This is a genomic window from Rhodococcus sp. MS16 (assembly GCF_013277795.1).
Lineage (GTDB): Bacteria > Actinomycetota > Actinomycetes > Mycobacteriales > Mycobacteriaceae > Rhodococcus_F > Rhodococcus_F globerula.
In genome coordinates, this window is sequence record NZ_VBTM01000014.1 from 33,861 (window position 1) to 55,148 (window position 21,288).

The following is a 21,288-nucleotide window of genomic DNA, read 5'->3' on the forward strand; positions in this document are numbered from 1 at the left end:
GCTAGAACTTCAGGGTGAGTCGACCGTTCTCGTCGCTGATGTGAACGTGACGATCCACCGCTGGGGGATTGGTGCCGCTGAGTTGAGTCAACTCGGCGGCGTTCTCGGGGCCGGTGTGGCCGGCGAGACGTCGGCCGTCCGGCGTCGTGGCGATGACGAACCCGGTTTCCGGTTCGCCCATTCTGTTGTATTCGACTGTGGCGGTGATGATCTTGGCACTTCCGACATAGCCGGTGACCAGGTCGGGTGCATGGGGTGTGAGGGTGCGGGCCTGGGGATCTCCGACATATCCGCGTTCATGTGCGGACGCGGAGAGCAGTACGGCATGTTGGTAAGTGAGAAATCCGCCGTTGCCGTGAACCAAGGCGAGTTGGTCGCCTGATCGGAGTCGGCGTGTCACCTCGGTCAAGGAATGGAGGGTGTAACTGTTGAGCGGTCCGCCGAAGAACGAGTGACCACCGGTGACGCTGGGGACGGTGTCACCCGGCAGTCCGAGTTCGTGAATCAACAGCTTCGGCACGATCGGAAAGCAACTGTAGGCGTCCACGATATCGAGGGCTTCGGCGCTTACTCCGGCGTTGCCGAGTGTGCGGTCCACGGTATCCTGCAAGGCTTCGGATCTGTGAAAGTTATTTCTGTGCAATATGTCCAGCGGATCAACGGCCCCGGCTCCGCCCCACAGATAGACGAGCCTGTCTTGGTCGATGCCGAATTCGAGGGCCCTCGCCAGGGAGCAGATCACCACGGCAGCAGCCTGATTCACGAAGGGCATGGCGTTGAGCATCAAAGGATAGGGTTCGGACACCATCCGGTTGCCCGGCCCGACGGTGCTGATCTCTTCTGCGGTACGTACTTCCGATGTCCACGACGCCGAGTTCTTCGCGGCGATAGTTGAGAACTCGGCATACATCTGCGCTGACCAGTCCAGGGACGCTTGGGCGTCGTGGCCGATCGATGCGCTGAAACTGTTCTCGAACAGTGGGTAGACGCGGGTGGGCACGATGAATCCCGCGCGCTGCATCTCGGCGCCGCCCAGATCGGCGGGATCGAAGCCGGGAGGTCCGCCGGGTTCGGTGGCCCACCCGAGAGAATCGGGAGCGACGCCCGATTTTCGCAGTGCGGTTGTGGTGGCGTGTGATTCACCGCCCACGAGCAGCGCGACGGAGGATGTGCCGTCTGCAATGGCAGCGCCGATTCGATCGAGAAGTGCTGCAGGCCAGTGCCCACCGATCGGTGAGGTGGTGGTGATCGCGGGGGTGGCGCCAAGTCTGGTGGCCAGAAGCTCGGGGAGGTTGTCGTATGCCCAACTGACGGTCTTGATCGCGTAGATCGTGTCGATGTGGCTACTGAACGAGGGCTCTCCACTGTCCGTGAGGGCGGCAATTGTCGCTTTGTAGATCAAGTCGAGCGGTTCGAGGTGCCCGTCATCCGGATTCCATCGCAGATCCCCTACGCCGACGATGACGGGAATCCGTGATGCGTCAACCATCGTGTCCTCTTTCAGCCAGTTCTCGTGTGTGCCCGACGTCGGGAGTTCCGCCACGATAGCGCTGCGATAAGTACGTGTAACCAGGGGGTCACATTCAGAAACCTTCGGATTACTATTTAGGTATGCCTAACGAAAGTCCTATACTCGTTTGCATGACAGCTGTTGCGGAGAGAATGTTGGTGCCCGTGGGGCCTCGGGTCATCGACGATCCGTATTCGATGACCACCGTGACATTGAAGTTGTCGCATCAGCGTCAGTGGGCGGCGCACCGACACCCGGAACATGAGCTGATCTGGGGTAACTCTGGCGGAATGCTCACCGTTGTCGCCGATGGCATCACGTGGGAGGTGCCGCCGTCGGCGGGCCTGTGGTTGCCGGCCGGAGTGCTGCACTCGGTCAAGGCAGGTCCGGGTACCGAGTTTTTCTGCACCTACTTCCGCCCTGAGGCGCACGCTGCGCCCGCCACAGTGCCCGGGCTCTTCGGGGTGAGTGCCTTGTTGCGGGAGGTTCTGCTGCACATGCATCGTCGCAACATGCCGGACGAGGCTCGCAGTCGTGCCGAGCGAGTGGCGTTCGACATGCTGCAACCGCTCGAGGTTGCCGCTGTCGAGGTTCCGATGCCGACGGATCCGCGAGCGTTGTTTGTCGCCCAAGCACTGGTCGCCAATCCAGCGGATCAGCGGTCACTGTCCGAATGGGCACTGACTGCCGGCGGGAGCGTCCGAACGTTGACCCGCGTCTTCACGCAGGGAACGGGAATGACCTTTGCCCAGTGGAGAATTCAGGTGCGCGTACGAGCGGCTCTGACCTATCTCGCAGCCGGGGTTCCGGTTTCCGTGGTCAGTCGACGCGTGGGATACGAAACCCCGAGCGCGTTTGTCGCGGTCTTCCGCAGGGTCACCGGCCGGACCCCGGGCGCCATGATGAAGCACCCGAATCGTGGCTCTCATGCACCGCAGGAGCTTCTGCGCGCCTGATCTACGGATCACAGCCGTTCGGAATCAGCCGCGCCCTTCGACGTACGATGCCAGGTTAGCCAACGAGGAGGCGATCCCCGTCTCGTGTACCGCTTGATCGATGCCGGGTGGCACATCCGTGGCTGTGACGGTCACCTCGGTCCCGTTAACAGCGGCAGCGAGGTGCCAGGTCATCGTCATGGTTCCCGCGTACGACGGGTCGTCGGACTCGAACACCGCCCGCTGCACCACACGTTCCGGCGGCACAAGTTCGGCGAATCCGACATCGACGACATCCGTCGCGGCTGACGTCTTGCCAGGGCTGTCGGCGGAGTCCAGATAGGTGAGAACCATTCGAAACCCGCCACCTGGCCGCGGATCCCACAGCTCGATCCGCCCGCGCATACCGTCCGGTGGCAACCAAGCCTCGAGAGACTCTCGGTCGAGGAGGGCGTCGTAGACGACCGTCGGTGGTGCCTCGATCACCAGGCTGGCGCGGTCGATCCTGTCCATAGTCCGATTCTAGAGCCACAGGCTCTCAACGCCGCGGTGTCGACCACGCCTCCCACAGTTGCGCGTACCGGCCGCCGAGGTTGACCAACTCGTCGTGGGAACCCTGTTCCACGACGCGTCCGCCATCCATGACAAGAATGTTGTCGGCGTCGACAGCCTGTGAGAGCCGGTGGGCCACAGTGATCGAGGTGCGCCCACGGGTCAGCGCGAGAGCGGCGTCGTCGAGTATGCGGGCGCCGGCGCTGCCGGCTTCTGCCGTTGCCTCGTCCAGAATCAGCAGGGGTGGATTCAGGAGTTCGATCCGTGCGAGTGCAAGCTGTTGCGCCTGGGTCGCAGTGAGGCGATGCCCGCCGTCACCGACTACTGTCTCGATGCCTTCGGGCAGTGCTCCGACCCAGTCCGAGGCGCCGACGGTATCGAGGGCGGAGGCGATGTCGGCGTCGGTTGCTGCCGGGGCGGCCAGACGCAGATCCTCGGCCAACGTGCCTGCAAAGACGTGCACTTCCTGGGTAACCAACGCAACGGCGCTCCGAGCGGTGCTCCGCGAGAGTTGATCTCGGGGAACGGTGCCGATTCGCACGGAGCCCTCGGTGGGCCCGTAGGTGCCGGCGAGAAGTTTTGCCACCGTGGACTTTCCGGCGCCGGTGGCTCCCACGAGCGCGGTGACGGTACCGGCCGGAATGGTGATGTCGATATCGCGCAACACGGGGGCGTCGCCCGGGCGGTAGGAGAAGGTCACGTCCTCGAGCGACGCGGAGCTGTCGACGGGTTCACGGGGATCGGCCGGAAGCGGAGGTACCGGTGCCAGGGTGACGCCGACAAGGCGAGCCAGAGCGATTGTGCCCTCTTGTAGTTCGTCGAAGACACTGAGAACGGCTCCGACGGGGTCGAACAACCGATGGAAGAACAGGGCCGCTGCGGTGGCGGCTCCGATGGTGGCATGCCCGTTCTTCACGAGCCAGAATCCCGTGATCAGAACTGCTGAGAGCCCGATGAACTCGGCGATGTTGAGACGACCGAAAAACCTGGTCCGTAGTCGTGTTGTCTTCAGGCTGAGCTGTACCGCGGTCAGTGAACGGGATTCGATCTGCTCGAGATGTGGCTTCGCCAACCGTAGGGATCCGACGGTGTCGGAATTACTCAGTGAGTCGAGGAGCTGTTGTGCGCGGGCGCCTTCCGCCTCACGTTCTTGTCGGTAGACGGGGGCTGACTGTGTGAGGTACCAGCGCAGGGCGCGTACCTGGATCGGTGCGGCAATCACTGCAGCAACCGCAAATCGCCAATCGAGTGCGCCCAACCCGACAAGAGTCAACGCAATGGTGAGCGCAGCGGTGGCAAACACCGGCAACGCCTGTGACACGGCTTGCGTTACCAGGCGGACGTCACCGGTGATGCGGGAGACGAGGTCGCCCCGCCCGGCGCGCTCGACATCGCTCTGGGGGAGGTCGAGCACTCGGACGACTACTTCTTCGCGAAGGTCCGCTACGACGCGTTCCCCGACCCCGGCCAGAAGATATTCGCTGGCACCGACCAGCAGCGAGGACAGAACGGCAACGGCAACCAAGGCCCCGGTCAATGTTCCGATGCGGGAGACGATGTCGGCTCCACCAGACGTGACGGTGTCTACCATCTCGCCCAGAATCAGCGGGGTGAGAAGGCCGATTGCCGTGGCTGCGGTCAAGGTGACCACCGCACCGCTCGCGGCGAGGCGGTGCGGACGCAACAACCGAAGTGCCTCGGTACGAGCCTGTTTGGGAGTTGCGGTGGGGAGTAGGTCGTTCACAGTTCGATCACCCGATCGCAGATATCGAGCAGCGCGGGGCTGCTGGTGAGAAGAATTGTCGCGTGAGCACTGCGAACCTCGGATATCCCGCGGGCAATGCGCGCTTCAGTGACGGAGTCGACGGCAGTGGTCGGATCGTGCAGTACCAGTACCGGCACGTCGCTCGCCAACGCGCGCGCGAGCGCAACTCGTTGACGTTGGCCGCCGGACAGTGAGTTGCCCTGCTCGGTGACGGCGGTGGCAAGGCCCTTCGGGAGAGCATCGATCACTTGATCTGCGGCGGCGGCGGAGATGGCGAAGTCGGTTCGGTGGCCGACCGGAGCCAGGGCATGGATGTTCTCACCGACAGTGCCGATGAAAAGCGCGGAGTCATGCGGCGCAGCAAGGATGTGTGTGCGAAGTTCGTCGATATCCAGTTCGTGGATAGCGTTGTCACCCAGATGAATTGATCCTTCGATGGGATCTGTCCGGCGCGCCAGCACGTCCATGAAAGCATCGACCCAGGCCGTGTTGTCGCAGGTGATACCGACGATCTCGCCGCGCTTGACATCCAGATCGACCGGCGCCGAACCGGCCAGGACAACGTCACGAAGTGTCAGAGACTCCGAATGATTCAGTGCTACCGGATCGCTTGCGGGGGCGACGGCGCGGCTCGTCCCGATAAGCGCCGCAACACGATTCGCGGACGCTCGGGCACGGGCCAGTCCGGCGCCGAAATAGATGATGTCGATCAGCGGTCCGCGAAGGAACTGCGCCAACCCCACCACCGCAATGAACTCGCCGATCGAAATACTGCCGGACGCTGCCATTCTGCCGCCGACGTATGCGATGACGGCAAGGTAAGCGCCCGCGATGGCGACGTTGGCTGCCGAGTACATCGCTTGGTAACGCTGGGCGCGCAAGGTGGCATCAAGCGATGTCCGGCTGGCACCTCGATAGCGCTGCGCCGCAGCGTCTCCGGCACCGATGCCGGAAAGAATGCGTAGACCCGCCAGCAAGTCGGCAGCGAGTGCCCCGGCGCGCGCGCCCTGCCACTGATCCGTTTCGGCTCGACGTTCGAGTGGGCGGCTCACGACCTGCATCAGTGCTAGCACCGGGGGAGTGCTGAGGATGACAAGAAGTCCGAGCGGCACTGAGATGACCAGCAACGAGATTGCTGCGGTCAGCACTCCGCAGGCAGCGCCGAGTTTGGTGCTGAGAGTGTGGGTGAATCCGGCCACGGAACCGGCGTCGGAGGTGGCGATCGAATAGACCTCACCGGGCATCCTGCGCGGATTCATGCCGTGTGGATCGAGGCCGCGTCTGGCGATGTCCATCCGAAGTCGGTGAGCGCCGTACTCGGCGACCGAGTCTGCGATACGAGCGGCAATTCTCCAGCTGAGCAGCAGGCCTGTGAACAGGATGCCGAGAACCAGAATCCACTTGCCGAGCGCCGCAGCGTCGCTGGTTGCCACAGCGCGGTCGATGACCGCACCGATCACGACCGGGACCAGAGCTTCGGCCACCTGGTGCCCGGTGAAGCCTACTGACGCGGCGGCCAGCTTCGGCCCGCGCCCTTCGGCTGCGATGGCACGCGTGATCACCTGACGTGGCGTGATCGCCTGAGGCAGCAGCGGACCGTCGGTATCGTTACTCGGATGAAGCGGCGTTGATGACACTCGGTCCACGCTAGGGATCGACAGCGCTTGTTATGAAGTCACGCCGATGCCAAAACTTGTCGTGAACAGGCCATATAGGGCGCACTGGCCGAATTGCGATACTAGTTGACCCCGTTGTGACGGAGAATTTGTCGACGTGGCCTCGGCTCTGCAATAAATTAAGGTCTGCCTTACCTTTGTGCGGTTGTTGTGCGTTTCGTGTTTCACCGATGTTGGAGATTGTCGTGAGTCTTGTGTTCGGCGAGGTGCTCTTCAAGGAGTACGTGACCCCGGGAATGGTCCGGATCGTGTTCGGTGGGGAGGGCTTGACCACGTTCCGATCAACAGGTGTCGGTGACGAGTATCTCCGCCTCCATTTCCCGGTTCCCGCAACGGGTAAGTTCGTTCTGCCGGAAGAAGATCCGCACGCGCCACGCGGATGGCGATACCCGGAAGGGGAGGAAGCTTCGCCGTGCCAGCCTTACACGGTGCGACGGTTCGATTCCGAAACCAGCCGTATGACTGTCGATTTCGTGGTTCACGACGGTGGGATAGCCAGCGATTGGGCGCAGAACGCCGCGATTGGTGACGCGCTGGCGATCGGCGAGTCCCGCGGTCTGTACGAGCCACCGGTCGGTGCGTCCTGGCAGGTGTTTGTTGCCGACGCAACCGGACTCCCGGCATTGGGCCGCCTGATCGAAGAGTTGCCTGCGGGCATGTCGGCCAAGGCGATAGTCGAGGTGGTGGACGAGTCGCACAAGCAGCAGATCGAGTCGGCCGCGGATGTCGAATTCATCTGGTTAGTGGGCAGTGGCAATGGCATTGCGCCGTCGAAACTACCGGACGCGGTGCGTGCACTGAATCTGCCCACCGACCCCGGATACGTCTGGGTGGCAGGGGAAAGCACGATGCTGCGTGACATCCGCAAGTATCTCCGACATGAACTGAAGTTGCCGGCAGAGCAGTACAAGGTGATCGGCTACTGGACGTACAAGGCCGAAGTATGGAATGCGAAATACGAAGCGCTCGACGAGAGGATTCGGGCGCAGTTGGATGCGGCGTGGCAATCCGATCGTGACGAAGAGGAAATTCGTGACGAAGTCGAGAAGACGCTCGAGAGCGCGGGCTTGTGACTATCGCAGTCAACGAGAGCGAGAAGACTGCGGAACTGATCGACGAATCGCTGGCGGAGAAACAGAAGCAACCGGCCGGACTTGTCGAAACGAATTCGCGTCGAACCTTGGGGCTTGTTGTCTGCCTGGCAGTTCTCGGATGTGTTGTGCTCGTGAGTATCGCTGTCGGATCGAAGACCATTCCGTTCGGGACCGTCGTCGACGCGTTGATCAACTATGACGATTCCAACGATCACGTGATCATTCGTGATCTGCGATTGCCTCGCACACTGCTGGGCCTGCTGGTGGGCATGGCGTTAGGCGTAGCCGGTGCACTGATTCAGGCGATGACTCGAAACCCATTGGCGGACCCTGGAATTCTGGGTGTCAATGCCGGTGCGGGATTTGCGATGGTGGTTGCAGTCGCGGTGTTCGGGCTGACCAGCATCTGGTCGTACATCTGGTTCGCGTTCATCGGCGCGGTGATCGCGACCGTCATCGTGTACACATTGGGCTCGATCGGACGAGGCGGCGCCACTCCGATCCGGCTCACCCTTGCCGGCGTGGCAATCGGATCGGTGCTCGGCGGCATCTCGTCCGGAATCACCTTGCTCAACCCGACGGCATTCGACCAGATGCGTCAGTGGAACGCAGGTTCTCTCAGCGGTCGATCCTTGGACATCGTGCTGGCTGTGACACCGTTCATCCTGATCGGGCTCGTACTGGCGCTGGCTCTCGCGCGGCAACTCAACGCCGTCGCTCTCGGTGACGACCTTGCGCGTTCCCTCGGTGCCAACATCACCCGTACCCGTGTGATCGGGGTTGTTGCCGTGACCCTGTTGTGCGGCGCGGCCACTGCAGCTGCTGGTCCCATCGGGTTTGTCGGACTGATGGTTCCACACGTTGCCCGCTGGTTCGTCGGACCGGATCAACGCTGGATTCTTCCGTACACGATGGTATGCGCGCCGATCCTGCTCCTTGCCTCCGATGTGGTCGGACGAATCGTGCTGCGCCCCGGTGAACTTCAAGTTGGCATCGTCACGGCCTTCATCGGTGCTCCGGTACTGATCCTGCTGGTGCGCCGAAGCAAGGTGAGCGGCCTGTGAGTATCGATTTCGGGCGCCCCACCACGGTGGTGCGCTCACCCAAGGAGGGCTGGTCGGCTCGGGTCGACGTCCGCACCGTCACCGTGTGCGTCGTACTTGTTGTCATCGGGTTGGGGATCGGCGTTATCGCCCTGGGCAGTGGCGACTATCAGGTGCCGATCACCGATGTCCTTGGCGCGTTGTTCGGTGAGGCACCGGCGCGCATCCACATGGTTGTCGTGGAATGGCGTCTGCCACGGGTGTTGTTGGCGTTGATGCTCGGTGCGGCGTTGGGTATGAGCGGTGCGATCTTCCAGTCGCTCACCCGAAATCCGTTGGGCAGCCCCGACATCATCGGCTTCAATTCCGGTGCATACACCGGCGCGCTTGTTGTCATTCTGCTGGTAGGCGGAACGTACTACGAGATCGCGGTGGGCGCGCTGGTCGGCGGAATCGCCACCGCGGCAGTTGTATACCTGCTCGCGTACAAACGCGGTGTGCAAGGTTTCCGTTTGATCATCGTGGGAATCGCGATCAGCGCGATGCTGGGATCGGTCAACACCTGGTTGATTCTCAAGGCCGAACTCGACGACGCGATGGCTGCCGCCGTGTGGGGAGCCGGTTCGTTGAACGGACTGGGATGGACCCAGGTGTGGCCGGTTGTCGTAGTCCTGGTTGTGCTGGTTCCGCTGATCTTGGTGCTGGGCAGGCGGATGCAGATGCTCGAGATGGGTGACGACGCGGCCAAGGCACTCGGGGTTCGAGCCGAACCCACGAGGCTGTCGTTGGTGGTTCTGGGTGTTGCGCTCACTGCGATGGTGACGGCGGCGGCCGGTCCCATCGGGTTTGTCTCCCTTGCCGCACCACAATTGGTGCGGCGACTGACCGGCAGTGCGGGTGTGACGCTCTTGCCTTCTGCCGCAATGGGTGGGGCGCTGCTGATGATCAGTGACTGGGTCGCACAGCGAGCATTTGCCCCGACACAGTTGCCCGTCGGAGTTGTGACAGTGTCCATCGGCGGTATCTATTTCGTCTGGCTCCTCGCACGTGAGGCCCGCAAGCAGTGAGCCCCGCCCATGCGATCCCCGCAAGCAGTGACCGGCGTAGGAATGAGGAAGAGCGTGAACGAAACCAGCGGGCAGAAGACAAATCGGCTGCGCGCCGAGGACGTCACGATCGGGTACGACAAGCGGGTCATCTCGCAGAACCTCAACGTCGACATCCCCGACGGCGGCTTCACCGTCATCGTCGGGCCGAATGCCTGCGGCAAATCGACGCTTCTGCGGGCGCTCTCGCGCTTGCTCAAGCCCAGCACCGGCACTGTCCTGCTCGACGGCAAGGCGATCACGTCGTATCCAGCCAAGGAAGTTGCTCGTCGGCTCGGGCTGCTACCGCAGACGTCGATCGCACCCGACGGCATCAAGGTCGCCGATCTTGTTGCGCGCGGCCGGTATCCGCATCAGAAACTGATTCGGCAGTGGTCGCGCGAGGATGAGGCAGCAGTCATCACTGCTATGGAGGCCACGAAGGTAACGGACTTGTCCGCCCGACTCGTCGACGAACTGTCAGGCGGGCAGCGTCAACGAGTGTGGGTTGCCATGGTTCTCGCGCAGCAGACGCCACTGGTGTTGCTGGACGAGCCGACTACTTTCCTCGATATCGCGCATCAGATCGAATTGTTGGAGCTGTGCCGAGACCTGAACGAGAACGACGGTCACACGTTGGTAGCAGTGCTTCACGATCTGAATCACGCGTGTCGCTACGGAACTCACATCATCGCCATGAAAGACGGCGCGGTTGTAGCCGAAGGCCCACCGGCCGAGATCATCACGGAAGAACTGGTGCAGGAGGTGTTCGGCATGGCGTGCCGCATCATCGACGATCCGGTTTCCCATACGCCACTGGTCATCCCGCTGGGACGGGAGCGGCAACGAGGCATCGAAGGAGTGAAGGTATGACACTCGTTTTGGACACGCAGGTCACCGATTTCGAGTGGGCGCAGATAGTCGACCGCATCTCGCGACGTCAATTCTTCGGTGGCGCAGCAGGTGCGGCAGCGGCACTCGCACTGAGCGCCTGCGGAACCTCGGATGCGGAATCCGAGGCGGTCGGGGACACTGTTCCGTACACGTGGGCGGAGTTCAGCGGCGACGTTCCGCGCAGCCCCAAGCGTGTAGTGGTTCTCGACGGCCGGGTCGATCTCGAGTTCGCGATGATGATGGACTACCCGATCGTGGGGTCGGGCAATTTCTGGTTCCCCGATGAAAGCGCCGGGTTTCAATTCCCCGGACGCGCTATCGAGGACGCGAGCTTCGTCAACGTTGCCGGCGATTTCTCGACGAACTTCGAGGCGGTACTCGGCCTCGATCCCGATCTGATCGTGATGACTCATATCGGATACTCGAGCGACTGGTACGGCAACGAACGCTTGGCGTCCATCGCACCGCTCTTGGTGGTCGGAGACGATATCGAACCGATTGCGGGACATCCGGTTGATTGGCGAGGTGCATTGCTGGCGCAAGCGCGTCAACTCGATCGCGTTGCCATCGCCGAGGCATCTATCGCCGAGTACGAGCGCAAGCTCGCCGAGTTGCGTCCGTTGTTGCAGGACAAGCTCGGCGGGAAGAAGCTGCTCTTCGGCGTCCAGACGCCGACGGGTTTTGTTGTACACCAGCGAAATCTGCGGATCAGCGTGGTACTGGACGCCGGACTCGATGTTCTCTTCCGTGACGACAACAATTCCGAGAACTCGTTCGAGGTGTCGTTCGAGCAACTCGATGTTCTGGCGCCGGCCGACGTGATCATCGTGCAGGCCAGAAACCAGGAAGCGCTTGACGTCATCAAGACGCAGCCGACGTGGCAGCGGTTACCCGTCGTGCAAGCGGGCAATGTGATCACGACGGACGCACGATACAACCAGGGATTCGCGCTCACATCGGCGATCTTCCTCGACATTCTGGCGGATGCTGCCGGACGCTTCTGACCCCGGCGCCCGAGATACGCACAACCACGATCGATCCGTCAGTCGACAACCAGACTCGCTGCCGCTAGTTCCGGCCTTATTGCCTCGAGACCGCGAATGACGCCCTGCTCGTGATCGCGTCATGCCATAGGTGGCGAACGCTGATCAGATCGTTGTAACGACGACCGTTGGATCGGTCGTAGAAGTGGGTATCCAACGTCTCACCCGCGGCCCGGTGGTAAGCGCGCGAATGAATCAACGCCATCGAAACAGGATGGCGGCAGTCGGAAAGGTTGTACGGATCGTATTGTGCGCCTGATGGTGTGGGCGTTTGGCGCTGCAGGCGCGCCAGGACGGTAGGAATGCATCCGATACATCGGCTTGGAGAGAGTTGGCGGCGAACCGACGTGTCGCGGGAAGGCTTGGCTTTACGACAAGATCACGATCATGCTCGACGGCCTCGAAAGGCGTGTGGTCCGGTGACTTATCTACTAACTTAGAAGGTAATGCCCGATTCATTCCGTTGCGGGTTATGGTTCAGATTGATTCGGGTGGTTGCTCCACGAGAGGCGAGGATCATGGATCTCGAAGCGATTGTGCACATCCAACGGCTCAAGTACCGATATGCGCGTTCGTTGGATACTAAATCCTGGGTCGAATTCGCAGACACCCTGACGGTTGACGCCACCGCAATCTACGGTGAGCAACTCAGTTTCGACTCCCGTGATTCTTTTGTGTCTTTCCTCGAGAACACTCTCGGCTCCCATGTCATCACCGAGCATCAGTGTGGCCAACCGGAGATCGACGTCGACGGTGACACAGCCACCGGGGTGTGGTGCCTCGCCGATACCGTCGTGGTGCCGGAGGACGGCATGCTGATGCGCGGTTCGGCTTTTTATCACGACAGGTATGCCCTGTGCAGCGACGGTAAGTGGAGGATCTCGCATACCAGTTACGAGCGGACCTGGGAGTCGGTGATGTCGCTCTCGGACATGCCGAGCTTTCGGCTGACGTCGAACAAGTGGGCCATGTTGCAGCCGAACTCGTACGGTAACTCGATTCCGGCTGTGTCCGCAGGGTGACGGGCGAAGATATCCGGTCCTGGATTCGAGGACTGCCCGCGCTGACCGGGACACCCCCGCAGGCACCGTCGACCTTTCCCGACCGTCCGAACGACCTGTTCGTGAACTGGCTGCGTGAAGCCGTAGCCGCCGGTGTTCGCGAACCACACGTGTGCGCGCTGTCCACCGTCGACGAAAGCGGTGTCCCCGATACCCGCTACTTGATCCTCAAAGATGTGACGGACGCTGGATTTTGGTTTTCCGGCAGCTCGGTTTCCATGAAGGGGATTGAGCTGCAAGCGAATCCGCATGCGTCATTGGCGTTCTACTGGCGCGAGCAAGGGCGTCAGATCCGAATCAGGGGATCAGTGGAAACCGAAACCGGGCCGGTCAGGGACGCTGACTTTGTCGAGCGCTCCGTCACAGCGAGAGCCGTGGCGGCAGCGAGCCGGACAAGTCAGGTACTGACCGACCCGGACGAGTACAACCGAGTTGTCGAAGAAGCCGTGGCGCGCATCGACAAAGATCCAGGCTATGTCTGCGAGAACTGGCGTGCATGGTGCCTGGTTCCCGAAACGGTCGAGTTCTGGCAAGCGGACCAAGGCCGTCGGCACCAGCGGTGGCAGTATCGCCGCACCGAAAACGGCGATTATCTCCGTGAGGTCCTGTGGCCCTGACCGGTCGTGCTACGTCGCGCTGATCTCCGGCGACACGAGGTTGACGACGATGGACTGCCCGCCGAGCTTTGCGTGAATCTCGGGATGCTCGAACCCCGACGAGAGCAGGTAGCTGCCGAGCATGGTCAGTAGCTCGTCCAGATCAATCGTCGGATCCGACGAATGCGCACTGGACGGCGATGCCTGGTTGGCAAGAAGTTCGGTGTGGGTGAGGCGTCCGGCAACACGAACTGCGGCTACGCCCATGGCGTCGCGTCGGACAACGGTGCGGCTACGAGTCTCGAGGTTGCGCGACGATTCACGGGAAGGTGTGGGTGTTGCGGCAGGCATGGACGGGTCCTCTCCGCTGCTGTGTGCTGCGGTGCTGTAGGTGGGGAGTGCAGTGTCGTGAGTCGGAAGTGCAGTGCTGTCAGTCGGAAGTGCAAAGCTGAAGGCGTCGGTCGGCTTGCTTGGCGCAGGGTTGGCTGTTGCTGTGGAACTGGCGGAGCCGTTTGTGAGCCCACCATGTGATCCATTTGCGGGTCGATGTGCGGAACCGTTGGTGGCCCCGTTTGTCGACCCGGTGGGGTTACTTGCTCCATGCGAAGTCGTGTCTTCCATCGTGCGCTCCTGATGCTGTGTGCTCCTGGTGCCCGTAGTCGGACAGGCCCGTAAACAGACCATAGGTTTGCACAGTTTTAGTAAACATACCAGGAGTCGGTTTCGCCTAACGCGCCTTCGGCAGTGATCACTACGCGGGTACCGCAGTGATCGCTACGCGTGTACCGGAGTGCGCCGTTGAATCTTCAGCCACGCCAGGAATCCCCACACGACAAAGAAGGCGTAAACGAGATAGAGGATCGCCGACGGGTAGTAGCCGGCGCGGAAGAGTAAGGGAACGCCCACCGCGTCGACGCCGATCCAGATGAGCCAGAACTCGGTCCAGCCGCGGGCCATGCCGTAGGTGGCGAGGATCGACCCGGTGAAGATCCAGGCTTCTGCCCACGCGCCGTACGAGCCGAGGACCGTGAAGACCCAGGCGAAAATCACTGTGCCACTTGCCATGACAGCGACCATGGCCAGACGTTCGCGTGCGCTCGCCCAGTGCGGCAAGACGGCGTCGCCGGAACTGCGTGCACCGCGCCGCCACTGCATCCACCCGTAGATGCTGACGGTGATGAACAGCAACTGGCGGCCGGCTTGGCCGTAGAGATTGAGTTCCTGCGGCGTATGGAACAGCGCACCCATGAACACGGTGAACAGCAAGGCATTTCCGGCGATACCGACAGGCCATGCCCATACTGAACGCCGGGCCCCGGCAATTGCCGAGCCGATGCCGAAGGTGTTCCCGATGATCTCCCGCCACAAGATCGTGGCGCTGCCGATGTGAAGTTCGGCGTCGAACAGCGCCTCGATCAGGCTCATCAGTCTGCAGCGGCGACGAGTGGTTCGAGCGTCAGGTCGGGGAGTTCCTTCTGGATGTACTGCAGGCGCCACTTGTCGCTGACCAAGGCGAGCAGGACACCGTCCGAGCGCGTGAAGACCTCTACGCCGCGCTGACGGTTCAGCTCGACCTCGGATGCGGCGTCGGTGCGTCGTGCCAGTGCGTAGCCGAGCGGTTCCATCTTGGCTTCGACGTTGAATTCCGCCTTCATCCGAGCAGCGACGACCTCGAACTGCATGGGGCCGACAGCCGCCATGACGGGAGACGCGTCGCCACGGATGTCGTTGCGGAGAATCTGCACGACGCCCTCGGAATCGAGTTGGTCGACGGCACGGCGGAACTGCTTGTACTTTCCGGCGCTCTCGGCACGCAGGATCGAGAAGTGTTCCGGCGCGAAGGACGGGATCGGCGGGAACTCGGTCTTCTTTTCGGTGTACAGCGTGTGGCCGGGTGCGAGTGCGGTGGCGTTGACCAGGCCGACGACGTCGCCGGGGAACGCGGATTCGACGGTGGAACGTTCACGGCCGAATACCGTCTGCGCGTACTTGGTCGTGAAGGGCTTGCCGGTTTGCGCGTGAGTGACGACCATGCCGCGTTCGAAGACGCCCGAGACGATGCGCATGAACGCCAAGCGGTCACGGTGCGCGGTGTCCATGCCGGCCTGAACCTTGAAGATCACTGCACTGAACGGATCGGTGACCTCGCGCGGCTTGCCGTTGATGTCGTCGCGGGCACGCGGCGGCGGCGCCAACTCGACCAGGGTGTCGAGGATCTGGCGGACACCGAAGTTGAGCATGGCGGACGCGAAGATCACCGGGGACGTCTGCCCGGCAAGGAACATTTCCTGATCGTGGTCCTGGCCGGTAGCCGAGAGCAGTTCACTCTCCTCAGCCGCGGTTTCCCACTCGGAGCCTTCCTTGGCGAGGGCGGCGTCGGCGTCCATGATTTCTTCGGGAGCGATTTTTGCGCCACCGGCGGTGCGGGTGAACCGGACGTATTCGCGAGCTTCGCCGTCCTCGCCGCGTCGCAGCAGGCCGCGGAAGTCTCCGGCGATGCCGACGGGCCAGTACAGGGGAGTAGGTGTGAGGCCGATGCGCTCACTGATCTCGTCCAGCAATTCGAGCGGGGTCTGGCCGGGACGGTCCCACTTGTTGATGACCGTGATGACGGGGATGCCGCGGTGACGACACACCTGGAACAGCTTGAGCGTCTGCGGTTCGAGGCCCTTGGCGGCGTCGATGAGCATGACAGCCGCGTCGACGGCAGTCAGGACGCGGTACGTGTCCTCGGAGAAGTCGGAGTGACCGGGGGTGTCGACGAGATTGATGACGTTGATCTGATCGTCGGGGGTCTCGGACGAGTGGTAGTTGAACTGCAGCGCGGTGGAACTGACGGAGATCCCGCGGGCTTTCTCCATTTCCATCCAGTCCGAGACCGTCGACTTGCGTCCGGCCTTGCCGTGGACCGCGCCGGCTTCGGAGATCTTTTTTGCGTGCAGGGCCAACGCTTCGGTGAGCGTCGACTTACCGGCGTCGGGGTGTGAGATGACGGCAAAGGTGCGACGACGTGCAGCTTCGGCCGCGAGGCCCTTCGTGCTGACCGGAGCGGATGTGGCACCGGTGTCGGACTGGACAGTCGAGTCGGTGGGGACAGTCGAGTCGGACGGGGTAGTCAACGAAGAACCTCTCGCAGTGGGAGTAGTGGGCGTAGCGCGATGAAGCACGGGTGCGGACGCACAACAGAGAAAGGATACTCGCCCACGAATTTGCGGTAACACTCGGCGAAGTTTGTCTGATTATCCAGATAGGTGTGCGCTGGATCACATGACGGGTTCGGCACTGTATTCAGGCGTTCTGAGGAGCAGCATTGAGCAAATTCACCGACGAGATGTACAAGAGTGCCGCTGTCAGCGATCACGGCATGGTGACGGGCGAACCGGATAGCCCGTTGCGACAGACCTGGAGCGACATTCATCGGCAAGCGCGCCGGATGGCGGGTGGATTGGCCGACGCCGGGATCGATCACGGGGTCGCGGTCGGAATCCTGGCCGGTCAGCCGGTGGACATCGCGCCGGCCTGTCAAGCGAGTTGGATGCGCGGCGCTTCCGTGACCATGCTGCACCAGCCGACACCGCGAACCGATCTGGCGGTGTGGGCGCAGGACACCCAGAAGGTGATCGACATGATCTCCGCGCGGGCGGTCATTGTCGGGAGCCCGTTCGACGCGGCAAAACCACTCCTCGAAGCCAGCGGCATCACGGTGGTCACGATCGACGAACTGCGAACGGGTCGGGCGATCGATCCGGTCGACACCGCGGAATCGGATATCGCTCTGCAGCAGTTGACGTCAGGCTCGACCGGTTCGCCGAAAGCTGTGCAGATCACGCACGAGAACTTTCACGTCAACGCGTACGCGATGGTCAATCGCATCAAGTTCTCGATCGACGAGGACGTCATGGTGAGTTGGCTCCCGCTCTTCCACGACATGGGAATGGTCGGATTCCTCAGTGTTCCCATGCAATTGGGGGCCGAGGTCGTCAGCATCACGCCGTTGGACTTTCTCCGCAGCCCGATCCTGTGGGCGGAACTGATGGGAAAGTACGGTGGAACGGTCACGGCCGCACCGAATTTCGCGTACTCGCTTCTTGCTCGACGGCTGGCGCAAGCGGAGGACGGCGCTGTGGATCTCTCCACGGTCCGCTACATGTGGAACGGGGCAGAACCCGTCGACCCCGACACCTTGGACGCCCTCACCAAGGCCGGGGCACGGTTCGGATTGAACCCGACGGCGCTCGCACCGGCCTACGGCATGGCCGAGACAACTCTGGCGGTGTCCATCCCAGACCCGGGTCAAGGGGCGATCGTCGACTACGTGGATCCCGATTTTCTCGATGCGATGTCGCGGGCGGTTCCTTCGAACCGGCCCAACGCGCGGGCTCTCGCGACTCTGGGGAGACTTGTTCCGGACTTGGAGGGCCGCGTCGTCGACGGAGATGGGGAGGTGCTGCCGGCTCGAGGCGTCGGAATCATCGAGGTTCGAGGCAAGGCCGTCACACACGGGTACATCACCACCGAAGGTCGCCGATCCGCGCATGGCGCCGACGGCTGGTTCAACACCGGCGACGTCGGCTACCTCACCGAAGAGGGCCTCGTCGTGGTGTGTGGGAGGGTCAAGGACGTCATCATCATGGGCGGCCGCAATGTGTATCCCACCGATATCGAGCGGGCAGCCGCGACGGTGGTCGGGGTGCGACCCGGAAATGCGGTGGCTGTTCGGCTCGACGCCGGACGGAAGCGAGAGAGCTTTGCAGTTGCCGTCGAGACCAACGCGTTCGAGGACCCCGAGGAAGTTTCCCGTATCGAGCACGATGTGATCCGGGCGGTGTTCTCCGAAGTGGGTCTGCGGCCACGCGCCGTCGCGGTTCTGGGGCCCGGCAGTATCCCGAAAACGTCGTCGGGAAAACTGCGACGGTCCAACTCCGCCGCCCTGATCGGAAAGTGAAGGTCAGTGCAGGCGATTCTGCGCTGCTTCGAGTCCAAGTTCGAGGAGTAACTCCACTGCGTCTGCGGCTTCTTCGCAGACCAGATCGAGTTCTTTGCGCTCGGCTGCGGAGAACGGCTTGAGTACGTAGTCGGCCGGGTCCATCCGGCCGGGCGGGCGGCCGATGCCGACGCGCGTACGCAGGTAGTCCTTGGTGGAGAGTGAACTCGAGATGGAGCGCAAGCCGTTGTGGCCGCCCTCGCCGCCGCCCAGCTTGAGGCGGATGGTTCCGAAGTCGAGATCCAGCTCGTCGTGAACGACGATGATGTTCGACGGGTCAACCGAGAAGAACCGGGCCAGGCCGGCCACGGCACCACCGGAGAGGTTCATGTACGAGCGCGGCTTGCCGAGGATCACGCGTCGGCCGGCCAAGCGCCCTTCGACGATCTCGGCCCCACTCTTCTTGTGCGCGTTGAACTTTCCGCCCATCCGGCCCGCCAGGGTGCCGGCAACCATGAACCCGATGTTGTGCCGGGTCTTTTCGTACTGCGGGCCGGGGTTACCGAGTCCGATCACCAGGGCTGTATCTGTGCTCATCGGAGATTTCCTTTACCGACAGGGGAGTGGACGCGCAAACGGCGCGTCACTCCGAAACTCGGAATGACGCGCCGCGCACAAGCTGTGTTCTCGAGGAGAACGCGAGGATCAGGCCTCTTCGGTTGCTGCCGCTGCCGCTGCTGCTTCTTCCGAAGCTTCGGTAGCTGCTGCGGTGACGTTGACGATCAGCACGTCTGCATCTGCCTGCAGGGTCGAGCCCTTGGGGAGTTCGAGCTGGCTTGCCAGGATCTGGGTGCCGGCTTCGAGGCCCTCGACCGAAACCTCGATCTGCTCGGGGATGTGCAGCGCGTCAGCTTCGAGGGAGATGGTGGCGGCATCCTGCGCGACCATGGTGCCTGCAGCTGCGTCACCGGTGACGACGACGGGAACGTCGATCGTGACCTTCTCGCCCTTCTTGATGACGAGGAGGTCAGCGTGCTCGATGTAGTTGCGGATGGGGTGCACGACGACCGACTTGGTCAGTGCAACCTGCTCCGTGCCGTCGATGTCGAGCGTCAGCACGGCGTTGGTGCCGTGTGCGCGGAGGATGGAAGCGAAGTCGCGAGCGACGACGTTGAGGTGCTTGGGGTCTTCACCGTGGCCGTACAGAACCGTGGGGACCAGGCCGTCGCGGCGTGCGCGGCGAGCTGCGCCCTTGCCGAATTCGGTGCGGACGACAGCGACGAGGTTGTTCTCTTCAGACATGATGAAACGGCTCCTACAACTCACGGGGTTCGTGCTCGGTTTACTGACGTGTGGTTCTGTCGGCGACGAGGACAGGCGCGCACACGGCCAGGAGCGAAACGCTCGAGCTGAGCCGTAGCCGCGTCGATCACGGAAAACCTGCAGTTAGTGGAGCAGCTGCGATTCACCCTCGCCGAGACAACGTTCCATACAGTACCGGAACTCGCGCGTCGCCGCGAATCGCCGCACGAGTTCCGGTAGTTCCCACTGTGTTCAGTTCACTGCTGCATCAGGAGCGGGCCGCGCTGATTCCGGCGCGACGCCCGAAGAAGCTGCCGTCGCCGAGGCTGGTTCCGCTGGCGTAGCCGCCCGCGCAGACACCGGACGTGCAGCGGCCCGCAGCGAACAGTCCGGGGATCGGCTCGCCGGAGACGTGCAGAACTTCGGAATCGACGGTTGTCTTCAACCCGCCGAGTGTGAAGCCGCCGGTGCGACCGCGCAGGTCGATCGCGGCGAACGGGCCGACGATCGGCTTGACCCACTCGGGCTTCTTGCCAAGCACCGGGTCGGAGTTCGACTCGGCGTGACGGTTGTAGAGATCGACAGTGGATTGCAGCGAGCCGACGGGAAGCCCCATTTCGGCTTCGAGTTCCTCGACCGTTTCCGCTACCCAGGTCGGCTGCGCTCGCAACTGCGCACTGGAAGATTCGGCGGCGATGCCTTCCTCGTATGCGGCTTCGTCGATGATGAGGAAAGCCTGATTGTCCTGCTGGAACAGCGTTGCCTGGCCGATGCGGCCCGGGTAGGTGTCCTCGGGGATGTATCGCTGACCACGGCCGTTGACGAGAATGCCGCGCACCATCAACTGCGGGTCGCAGAAGAACGCAACCTCGGTGGCGTCCATATGCGCGGTGTCGGCGCCGAGTGCCTGGCCGATCTGGATCGCGCGACCGTCGTGCGCCTCGATGGAAGCGGCCGGATGGCCGAAGATACGCGGCGCGTTGGAGCGCACCATCTCGTTGTTGTAGGCAAAGCTGCCCATCGCCAGCACAACACCCTTGTTGGCGCGGATCGCGACATCCTTGCCGTAACGCTTGGCGACAACGCCGACCACGCGGGGACCGTCGACCACCAGCGTCTGGACGCGCAAATCGTATTCTGCTCGGACGCCGAGCTTTTCGGCCGTCTCGACGAGCGGCTTCATCAGCATGTAGCCGCCGCCCTGCTCGCCGGTCTTCTTCTCGGACATCTGCGGAACGTGTCCACGGGGCGCGGGATCGACCAGCGTGTTGAACGGCGCGGCGTTCTCACCGCCGGAGTACATGAGGCCGTCGTCGAAGGGCGGTTCCCAGCCGGGCTGACCCCAGAACGACTCCTTGAACGGAACGCCGGCGTCGACGAGCCAGTTGTAGTGATCGACGCTGCCTTCGCAGTAGGCATCGATCTTGGCGTCGTCGGTTCCCGGGCCGAGTGCGGCTTTCATGAATGTCTTCATGTTGTCGACGGTGTCGTCGAATCCGCATGCCTTCTGCAGCGCAGTGCCGCCGCCCAGGTAGATGAAGCCGCCGGCCAGTGACGCGGCACCGCCCCAACCGCCGGTTCGCTCGAGCACGAGCACGTCGGCGCCCGCGCGGGCAGCCTCGATTGCCGCGGTGACTCCGGCGATTCCGTAGCCGGCGACAACCACGTCGGCTTCGAAGTCCCAGCTAGAGATGTCGGAAACGGAAATCGGGGAAATTGTGGCGTCGGCCATGGGCGGCGTCCTCTCGCAAAAAATGAACTGATCAGGTGAGAGTCAAGATTTGCAGCTCCGCTCGTCTCCTGCCCGC

General features: G+C 62.6%; 20 protein-coding genes. 9 read left to right on the forward strand and 11 right to left on the reverse strand.

What is annotated here, in order from left to right:
• Position 1: 1 nt before the first annotated feature.
• Positions 2-1,489, reverse strand: a complete 1,488-nt coding sequence (locus FEZ60_RS25460; RefSeq protein WP_045069267.1) for an acetyl-CoA acetyltransferase — start codon at positions 1,487-1,489, stop codon at positions 2-4.
• A 152-nt stretch (positions 1,490-1,641) separates the two neighbouring features.
• Here FEZ60_RS25460 and FEZ60_RS25465 point away from each other — a divergent pair, with 152 nt between their 5' ends.
• The gene (locus FEZ60_RS25465; protein WP_033234271.1) at positions 1,642-2,466 is read left to right on the forward strand and encodes an AraC family transcriptional regulator; all 825 of its coding nucleotides are present in this window, start codon (positions 1,642-1,644) and stop codon (positions 2,464-2,466) included.
• 24 nt (positions 2,467-2,490) lie between these two features.
• On the opposite strand, the gene FEZ60_RS25470 is transcribed toward FEZ60_RS25465, so the two are convergent.
• From FEZ60_RS25470 to FEZ60_RS25480, 3 genes are read right to left on the reverse strand one after another with little or no spacing between them, the layout of a single operon-like run.
• The gene (locus FEZ60_RS25470) at positions 2,491-2,958 is read right to left on the reverse strand and encodes an SRPBCC family protein (RefSeq protein ID WP_045069269.1); all 468 of its coding nucleotides are present in this window, start codon (positions 2,956-2,958) and stop codon (positions 2,491-2,493) included.
• A gap of 25 nt (positions 2,959-2,983) precedes the next feature.
• Positions 2,984-4,741 carry an ABC transporter transmembrane domain-containing protein gene (locus FEZ60_RS25475; protein WP_172937374.1) on the reverse strand — a complete coding sequence of 586 codons (1,758 nt, stop codon included), beginning with the start codon at positions 4,739-4,741 and terminating at the stop codon, positions 2,984-2,986.
• Positions 4,738-6,399 carry an ABC transporter ATP-binding protein gene (locus FEZ60_RS25480; RefSeq protein WP_346343411.1) on the reverse strand — a complete coding sequence of 554 codons (1,662 nt, stop codon included), beginning with the start codon at positions 6,397-6,399 and terminating at the stop codon, positions 4,738-4,740. Before FEZ60_RS25480 ends, FEZ60_RS25475 begins: the two co-directional genes overlap by 4 nt.
• A gap of 224 nt (positions 6,400-6,623) precedes the next feature.
• Between FEZ60_RS25480 and FEZ60_RS25485 the strand changes: the two genes are divergently transcribed.
• From FEZ60_RS25485 to FEZ60_RS25505, 5 genes are read left to right on the forward strand one after another with little or no spacing between them, the layout of a single operon-like run.
• On the forward strand, positions 6,624-7,511 hold the full coding sequence (locus tag FEZ60_RS25485; protein ID WP_245005955.1) for a siderophore-interacting protein: 888 nt from the start codon (positions 6,624-6,626) through the stop codon (positions 7,509-7,511).
• 2 nt (positions 7,512-7,513) lie between these two features.
• Positions 7,514-8,596 (forward strand): Fe(3+)-siderophore ABC transporter permease, encoded by a 1,083-nt coding sequence (locus tag FEZ60_RS25490; RefSeq protein WP_045069828.1) that lies wholly within the window; start codon positions 7,514-7,516, stop codon positions 8,594-8,596.
• Positions 8,593-9,642: an iron-enterobactin ABC transporter permease gene (gene fepG / locus FEZ60_RS25495; protein WP_033234276.1), complete on the forward strand. Its 1,050-nt coding sequence runs from the start codon at positions 8,593-8,595 to the stop codon at positions 9,640-9,642. Before FEZ60_RS25490 ends, fepG begins: the two co-directional genes overlap by 4 nt.
• 42 nt (positions 9,643-9,684) lie before the next feature.
• Positions 9,685-10,533, forward strand: a complete 849-nt coding sequence (locus FEZ60_RS25500) for an ABC transporter ATP-binding protein (protein WP_172937375.1) — start codon at positions 9,685-9,687, stop codon at positions 10,531-10,533.
• Complete coding sequence (locus FEZ60_RS25505; protein WP_172937376.1) at positions 10,530-11,558, forward strand: ABC transporter substrate-binding protein; 1,029 nt, start codon at positions 10,530-10,532, stop codon at positions 11,556-11,558. The genes FEZ60_RS25500 and FEZ60_RS25505 overlap by 4 nt, the downstream gene beginning before the upstream one ends.
• 76 nt (positions 11,559-11,634) lie before the next feature.
• On the opposite strand, the gene FEZ60_RS25510 is transcribed toward FEZ60_RS25505, so the two are convergent.
• Positions 11,635-11,802: a hypothetical protein gene (locus FEZ60_RS25510; RefSeq protein WP_172937377.1), complete on the reverse strand. Its 168-nt coding sequence runs from the start codon at positions 11,800-11,802 to the stop codon at positions 11,635-11,637.
• Between the two features lie 313 nt (positions 11,803-12,115).
• Here FEZ60_RS25510 and FEZ60_RS25515 point away from each other — a divergent pair, with 313 nt between their 5' ends.
• Together FEZ60_RS25515 and FEZ60_RS25520 are read left to right on the forward strand one after the other, a co-directional pair.
• Complete coding sequence (locus FEZ60_RS25515) at positions 12,116-12,619, forward strand: nuclear transport factor 2 family protein (RefSeq protein WP_033234278.1); 504 nt, start codon at positions 12,116-12,118, stop codon at positions 12,617-12,619.
• Entirely contained in the window at positions 12,616-13,275 is a 660-nt protein-coding gene (locus FEZ60_RS25520; protein ID WP_141486330.1) for a pyridoxal 5'-phosphate synthase, read from the forward strand. Before FEZ60_RS25515 ends, FEZ60_RS25520 begins: the two co-directional genes overlap by 4 nt.
• Before the next feature lie 9 nt (positions 13,276-13,284).
• Here the strand turns inward: FEZ60_RS25520 and FEZ60_RS25525 are convergent, their stop codons facing one another.
• The 3 genes from FEZ60_RS25525 to FEZ60_RS25535 all read right to left on the reverse strand — a co-directional run bounded on the left by FEZ60_RS25525 (position 13,285) and on the right by FEZ60_RS25535 (position 16,373).
• Entirely contained in the window at positions 13,285-13,875 is a 591-nt protein-coding gene (locus tag FEZ60_RS25525) for a hypothetical protein (protein WP_141486329.1), read from the reverse strand.
• A gap of 153 nt (positions 13,876-14,028) precedes the next feature.
• Complete coding sequence (gene pnuC / locus FEZ60_RS25530; RefSeq protein ID WP_172937378.1) at positions 14,029-14,679, reverse strand: nicotinamide riboside transporter PnuC; 651 nt, start codon at positions 14,677-14,679, stop codon at positions 14,029-14,031.
• Complete coding sequence (locus tag FEZ60_RS25535) at positions 14,679-16,373, reverse strand: peptide chain release factor 3 (RefSeq protein WP_033234282.1); 1,695 nt, start codon at positions 16,371-16,373, stop codon at positions 14,679-14,681. The genes pnuC and FEZ60_RS25535 overlap by 1 nt, the downstream gene beginning before the upstream one ends.
• A 191-nt stretch (positions 16,374-16,564) precedes the next feature.
• Between FEZ60_RS25535 and FEZ60_RS25540 the strand changes: the two genes are divergently transcribed.
• Entirely contained in the window at positions 16,565-18,199 is a 1,635-nt protein-coding gene (locus tag FEZ60_RS25540) for a fatty acyl-AMP ligase (protein ID WP_172937379.1), read from the forward strand.
• A 3-nt stretch (positions 18,200-18,202) separates the two neighbouring features.
• On the opposite strand, the gene pth is transcribed toward FEZ60_RS25540, so the two are convergent.
• The 3 genes from pth to FEZ60_RS25555 form a co-directional block, all read right to left on the reverse strand.
• Positions 18,203-18,775, reverse strand: coding sequence for an aminoacyl-tRNA hydrolase (gene pth, locus FEZ60_RS25545; protein WP_033234284.1), 573 nt, complete (start codon positions 18,773-18,775; stop codon positions 18,203-18,205).
• A gap of 108 nt (positions 18,776-18,883) precedes the next feature.
• Positions 18,884-19,480, reverse strand: coding sequence for a 50S ribosomal protein L25/general stress protein Ctc (locus FEZ60_RS25550; RefSeq protein WP_033234285.1), 597 nt, complete (start codon positions 19,478-19,480; stop codon positions 18,884-18,886).
• Between the two features lie 268 nt (positions 19,481-19,748).
• Positions 19,749-21,212 carry an FAD-dependent oxidoreductase gene (locus tag FEZ60_RS25555; RefSeq protein ID WP_033234286.1) on the reverse strand — a complete coding sequence of 488 codons (1,464 nt, stop codon included), beginning with the start codon at positions 21,210-21,212 and terminating at the stop codon, positions 19,749-19,751.
• Between the last annotated feature and the right edge of the window lie 76 nt (positions 21,213-21,288).

Coding starts and splice junctions, on each gene's coding strand:
- pth (WP_033234284.1), bottom strand. CDS start 18,775: ATGAGCACAGATACAGCCCTGGTGATCGGACTCGGTAACCCCGGCCCG.
- pnuC (WP_172937378.1), bottom strand. CDS start 14,679: ATGAGCCTGATCGAGGCGCTGTTCGACGCCGAACTTCACATCGGCAGC.
- FEZ60_RS25470 (WP_045069269.1), bottom strand. CDS start 2,958: ATGGACAGGATCGACCGCGCCAGCCTGGTGATCGAGGCACCACCGACG.
- FEZ60_RS25465 (WP_033234271.1), top strand. CDS start 1,642: ATGACAGCTGTTGCGGAGAGAATGTTGGTGCCCGTGGGGCCTCGGGTC.
- FEZ60_RS25500 (WP_172937375.1), top strand. CDS start 9,685: ATGAGGAAGAGCGTGAACGAAACCAGCGGGCAGAAGACAAATCGGCTG.
- FEZ60_RS25525 (WP_141486329.1), bottom strand. CDS start 13,875: ATGGAAGACACGACTTCGCATGGAGCAAGTAACCCCACCGGGTCGACA.
- FEZ60_RS25460 (WP_045069267.1), bottom strand. CDS start 1,489: ATGGTTGACGCATCACGGATTCCCGTCATCGTCGGCGTAGGGGATCTG.
- FEZ60_RS25505 (WP_172937376.1), top strand. CDS start 10,530: ATGACACTCGTTTTGGACACGCAGGTCACCGATTTCGAGTGGGCGCAG.
- FEZ60_RS25550 (WP_033234285.1), bottom strand. CDS start 19,480: ATGTCTGAAGAGAACAACCTCGTCGCTGTCGTCCGCACCGAATTCGGC.
- FEZ60_RS25510 (WP_172937377.1), bottom strand. CDS start 11,802: ATGGCGTTGATTCATTCGCGCGCTTACCACCGGGCCGCGGGTGAGACG.
- FEZ60_RS25515 (WP_033234278.1), top strand. CDS start 12,116: ATGGATCTCGAAGCGATTGTGCACATCCAACGGCTCAAGTACCGATAT.
- FEZ60_RS25555 (WP_033234286.1), bottom strand. CDS start 21,212: ATGGCCGACGCCACAATTTCCCCGATTTCCGTTTCCGACATCTCTAGC.